Source organism: Roseibacillus persicicus, from assembly GCF_014651675.1.
Classification (GTDB): Bacteria; Verrucomicrobiota; Verrucomicrobiia; order Verrucomicrobiales; family Akkermansiaceae; genus Roseibacillus; species Roseibacillus persicicus.
This window is the reverse complement of record NZ_BMXI01000039.1, coordinates 1-2,789: the sequence shown is the minus strand read 5'-3', so window position 1 is coordinate 2,789 and position 2,789 is coordinate 1. Positions and strand designations below refer to the sequence as shown.

Here is a 2,789-nt window from a genome sequence, read left to right as displayed (position 1 = left end):
GCTCGAAAAAACCAACGTTCCACTGCCTCGTCAAAGCGAAAGAAATCGTCCTAATAATACGATTCCAAGCGAACGTTCAAGCACACCCAATCCGACCGACTCAGCGCGCTTTCGACAGTTCTACCACCATCCCTCCTCCCGTCAAGACTCCGACTCGCCAGCGCGGTCGGATTTGTGGTGCTGCGCATTGTTCGGCACAGGGGGCATTAGGCCTTCCCGCCCCCTACTCATCGTGGACCCAACCAGGAAAGGAGTCCAATACGACTGCAAGCATCCTCGCCGAGAACTTATCGCTACTAACATCGTCCGGCAAAGTCACCTCCAACGAGAACAAACCTGTCTCGGACCTCAAACCAAGAAGAGAGAGAGGTCCTTCCCCACCGAACGATTCACTCTCGACCACACCCCAGTCCCAACGCTCAAACATCTCCTGATCCCTATAAAAGAATCCTCCCACTAGCTCTTCTCCTGACTTCAGATCAGGGTATTCCCCGTGCCTAAAATCCGAATCGGAATTTTCTCCTGCATACTCGAACCAGCCAAACATATCGGGCCATATTTTGGCGAGTGATGTGTGAATATTTGGCAACGCGCTAGCAACCGATTTCTGAACCAAGTATCGCTCTGTAACTCCTTCGAATACCATGGTTTTCAAGCCGAACGTTCAAGTCCTGCTGATACGACCGCCTCAGAGAACTTCTTCAGTTCTACAGTATTCAAACATGCTGTCAATAAGTCACCCACCAGCGCGGTCGGATTCAGCAGCGACGCCTTGTTCGACCATATTCTCAGCCTAGTCTAGGGCATCGGACTTAGAGCTTACCGGAGCACCTATTCCACGCTGCAACTTTAATAGTTTGCACCTTGCGCTTACCTTTCCTATCCGCCAGTAAAGTTCAATTAGCAGTATTCCGAAAGCCAATGAAAGTGGAAGTGAATTGCCTACTAGCTGGCTCAAGAACAACATAGAGGCGATGAAGCAGCCTGTGACGAGTGGAATGCTCCCCTTCGATAGCCCGAAGAAAAATTGCGAACGCGTAGATTCTGCAAGGACACGAAGCTCCTCTTCGCCTGTTCCACACTTCGCGATACGAGCTGCATTTCGTTCTAGCTCCTCAGCCTCGATTCTTTTGTAGAACGCATTATCCATGAAATGATAGCACCATGCCATTATTCTCTACTGGTCGGTATTTTAGTCGAACGTTCGAGCACACCCAATCCGACCGACTCAGCGCACTTTCAATAGTTCTATCACGTCCCCTCTTCCAGTCAATCCTCCGACTCGCCAGCGCGGTCGGATTTGTGGTGCTGCGGTCTGTTATCCAGGACGGTCCGAGGTCAGAAGGGTAAGAGCAAGAAAGCCTCGAACTCGATGGTATCAAACCTCGTCAAAACTCCGAATCACCTTTCGAGTAGAAGCTTCGTCACCTCGAACTCGCCAAACTTCACCAATGCCAACCACAGAATACATCAACTGCGAACTCGCCTGCCGCGCACTGCCAGCCACCGAACCGATACGTCAAACTCGTCTACCGCGCAAAACCTCGTCACAGAGCATCCGTCACCGCGAACTCGCCATTCTAAACACTACAAGTTCCTCAATGCATTCATTGGATAACGTTCTAGCTCTGCCAAACCGACCGTTCAGCGAGCTTTCATTAGTTCAACAGCCTACAAATTAGCTGTCAATTGCCAACTCGCCAGCGCGGTCGGGTTTGGCAGCGGCGCATTGTTCTGCATTCAGAAATGTTGAGACTTCGAAATGACAACAGTTCGGTAAAGACTCCGTCTGCTATTGCCATGTCGGCCTTTAACGCTGGTCCGTCATCACGCTATTTGTTTCTTTTCCTTCCTGCCCGCCCTTCTCTCTTGGTCCGTCGTTCTTCTCCAGTTAGCAGATGTTCACGAGTAGCCAGAATAGCTTTTACTGCTTCGTAACTTCTCCGCCACTCATCGCAATCTTTGAACTCCAGATAACCCGTTTCCAACGGCTTCGGTTCAGCCTCGTGACTAACTCGGTCCGACAGAAGAAACGACTCCTCGCATTCTTGCATATTCCGCAGGTAGACAACGAGAGAGCCGGTATGCATCGCTTCGAGTGCAGCTTTATCATGAAGTAGAACTCTCTTCGGCATCCTATTTTCTAGCAGAACGTTCAAGTGCAGCTAGGCCGACCGCCTCCGCACACCTAAATCGAAGCCAAAAGACGCACAAATTACCACAAAATAAGTCACCCACCAGCGCGGTTGGACTTAGCTGGCACGCCTTGTTCGCCCGCCTTTTCACACAGCAAAGTCGTTAGGCCCCAATTCGAAGTAGTTGTCCTCGAAGGCCTCGATAAAATCTGCGGAATCCATAATAACCTCATCACCCTCAAATTCCATCTTGAATTGGCCATTCACAATAGGGAGCATAATGCTCCATCTTGTGAAGCCATCTTTATTAGGATTGGAAGAAGCTCCATTCATTAGGACGAAGTTAGTTGGGCTATCGGCTTCTGCGTTACCAAGGTATAACTCACGATCATATTCAAGATAGAAGGTAAGATTGCCCTTCTCCAAGCCTCTACCTTCCTCTCGCTCTACTTTCCATCCCGTTTCTCTCAGCCATCGGACCGTAACCACTGAATTGATTCCTTTCCTCTCGATAAGCGAGAGATGGTCCTCTAGCACATTTACACTCGAATTACCATCTGGGATTTCCCTCTGACATGCGACAAAAGAAGAAACCACGAATAAAGTAATCACAGATGTTTTCAGATTGTGCACTACTAGTTTTGGCGAACGTTC

At 49.5% G+C, this 2,789-nt stretch carries 2 protein-coding genes; both read right to left on the bottom strand.

Translation table 11 applies throughout. From position 1 onward, the window contains the following. Positions 1-223: 223 nt before the first annotated feature. Positions 224-646: a hypothetical protein gene (locus tag IE099_RS20420; protein WP_189574623.1), complete on the bottom strand. Its 423-nt coding sequence runs from the start codon at positions 644-646 to the stop codon at positions 224-226. A gap of 1,636 nt (positions 647-2,282) precedes the next feature. Next, the coding region (locus IE099_RS20415) for a hypothetical protein (protein ID WP_229809621.1) at positions 2,283-2,789 on the bottom strand (507 nt) is incomplete at its 5' end.

What these genes read in the sequence shown, in the direction of transcription:
- IE099_RS20420 (WP_189574623.1), bottom strand. Translation starts at nt 646, where the DNA reads ATGGTATTCGAAGGAGTTACAGAGCGATACTTGGTTCAGAAATCGGTT.